The sequence below is a fragment of the Luteibacter sp. P4_E6 genome, assembly GCF_056401535.1.
This window is the reverse complement of the sequence record NZ_JBFUJE010000642.1, coordinates 1-2,020: the sequence shown is the minus strand read 5'-3', so window position 1 is coordinate 2,020 and position 2,020 is coordinate 1. Positions and strand designations below refer to the sequence as shown.

2 protein-coding genes and 1 pseudogene are annotated in these 2,020 nt (G+C 67.1%); 2 read left to right on the top strand and 1 reads right to left on the bottom strand.

All coding sequences use genetic code 11. The annotated features are described in order from the left end of the window. A pseudogene (locus tag AC1DT2_RS21835) lies at positions 1 to 181 on the bottom strand (peptide-methionine (S)-S-oxide reductase MsrA); the annotation flags it as partial. 214 nt (positions 182 to 395) lie between these two features. On the opposite strand from AC1DT2_RS21835, the gene AC1DT2_RS21830 reads away from it, so the two are divergent. Both AC1DT2_RS21830 and AC1DT2_RS21825 read left to right on the top strand, forming a co-directional pair. Continuing rightward, entirely contained in the window at positions 396 to 1,595 is a 1,200-nt protein-coding gene (locus AC1DT2_RS21830; protein WP_477298698.1) for an HD-GYP domain-containing protein, read from the top strand. Continuing rightward, on the top strand, positions 1,592 to 2,020 hold a 429-nt coding region (locus AC1DT2_RS21825), incomplete at its 3' end, for a diguanylate cyclase domain-containing protein (protein WP_477298697.1). The genes AC1DT2_RS21830 and AC1DT2_RS21825, both read left to right, overlap by 4 nt.

Genomic DNA, 2,020 nt, shown 5'->3' with positions numbered 1-2,020 from the left:
GCTGGAATACGCCTTCGACCCCCCAAAAGCAGCCGCCGGCGAACACGGCAGTGGCCTCGCCGGGCGCCGCAGCGGTGTCGACGGTGGGGGCGGGCAGGCGAATGCCTTCGTCGCGGGCAGAGGCCGCGGAGCAAGCCGTAAGCGCGATCAGGAGCGGGGCGAGCAGGGAACGGCGGTTCATGCGGATCTCCGATGGAGGGGGCCTGCTGGATGAGACCGGGGGAACGTCAGGAATCTGACAGGGTTCCCGGCTACAGTTAGCGGCGTCCCGGCCGATATAGGACCGACGACCGTGGGTTGGCTGGGCGGGCGCGGATTCGGCAAAATGGCGCGCTCTCGGTATCGATGGAGGCAGGGGAAACGTGGCGTACGACCTGGTAGAGAGACGCGTATTCGTGACCGATCTGGAGATCGGCATGTATGTCAGCCGTCTCGATTGTGATTGGTCGGACACGCCCTTTCCGTTGCAGGGGGTGCCGATCGCCTCTCGAGAGGACATCGAAGCGCTGCGGCGTTTCTGCAAGTACGTCTTCGTCGACCTGCACCGCCGCGTCACGCCAGCGCGCGTGTCGGCGGCCGCGCCCGTGCGCGCGGCGACGCCACGCCCGGCCCTGAATACCCGCCTGGTCACGCGGCACAGCTACTCCGATACCGCCTCCTTCGATGACGAGATGCCGCGCGCCCGCGAAGCGTTCGACACCGTGGCGAGCTTCGCCGAGCGCATCGTCGAGGATATTCAGGCCGGCCGCCCGCTGGATCCGAACGCCCTGGAAAACGCCGTGCGGCCCATGGTGGAGAGCGTGCTGCGCAGTGGCGACGCCTTCTTCTGGATGCAGAGCCTGCGCCAGCGCGACAGCTACACCTACCAGCACGCCGTCGGCTGCAGCACGCTCGCGGCAGCCTTCGGCCGGCACATGGGCTTCGCCGACGACGCTATCGTCAGCCTCGCCGCCGGCGGCCTGCTGATGGACGTGGGCAAGTCGCAGCTGCCCGAGGAGATGCTCGAGCGGGGTGGTCCGCTCAACGACGCCGAGTGGGAGCTCGCCCGCCAGCACGTAAACGAAGGCGTGGCGATCCTCGACCATTCGGGGGTCGTGGATGCGGAAGTCCGCGACATGGTCCTGACCCACCATGAGCGTTTCGATGGGAGCGGCTATCCCCAGGGCCTGGCCGGCACCGCCATTCCACTGGCCGGGCGCATGGCGGCGATCATCGATACCTACCACGCGATGTCGACGCCGCGGCCTTATCGCCCGGCGGTTTCGCAACACCTTGCGATCCGACAGATCTACTCCGGTCGTGACCGGGAATTCCAGGGCGAGCTGGTGGAGCAGTTCCAGGCCTGCCTGGGCGTGTACCCTACCGGCTCGCTGGTTGAGCTCAATACCGGCGAAGTGGCCATCGTCATGGTGCAGAACCAGGCGCGCCGACTTCAGCCGCGCGTGGCCCTGCTCACGCGCACCGACAAGACACACCTGGACGAGTTCGTGATCGTGGACCTCATGCGACAGACCGACGGCGTACGACGCGAGATCCTCCGCACACTGGCTGCCGGGAGTTTCGGCATCGACCCCAGGGAGTATTTCCTGTCATGACCAGTGAGCGGTCGCTCATCCTGCCGGCGATCCAGGCCATCCTCGATCGTGCCGCCAATGGCGAAGGCCTGAGCGGGGTACTGGTCATCCGCCTGCAGGGCATGCGCGAGGCGCAACTGCGCTTCGGCTTCGATTTCGGCAACGAGATCATGCTCGCCGCCCGCGAGCGCATCGTTGACGCCGTGCGTCACATCGACACGATTTTCGTCGCCGGTGACGACACCTTCGTCGCCGTCTTGCCGGCCATTCGCAATCGCACGCACGCCCTGCTTGCCGCCACGCGCATCGTCGGTGCCTTCGACAGCCCGCTGCTGCGTGGCGAGCGCCCCTGGCATGGGCGGGCGGTCATCGGCGTGACGCTCTATACCGAGCACGGCACCACGGCCGAATTGCTCTACCGGCGTGCCGAGCTCGCGCACGACGAG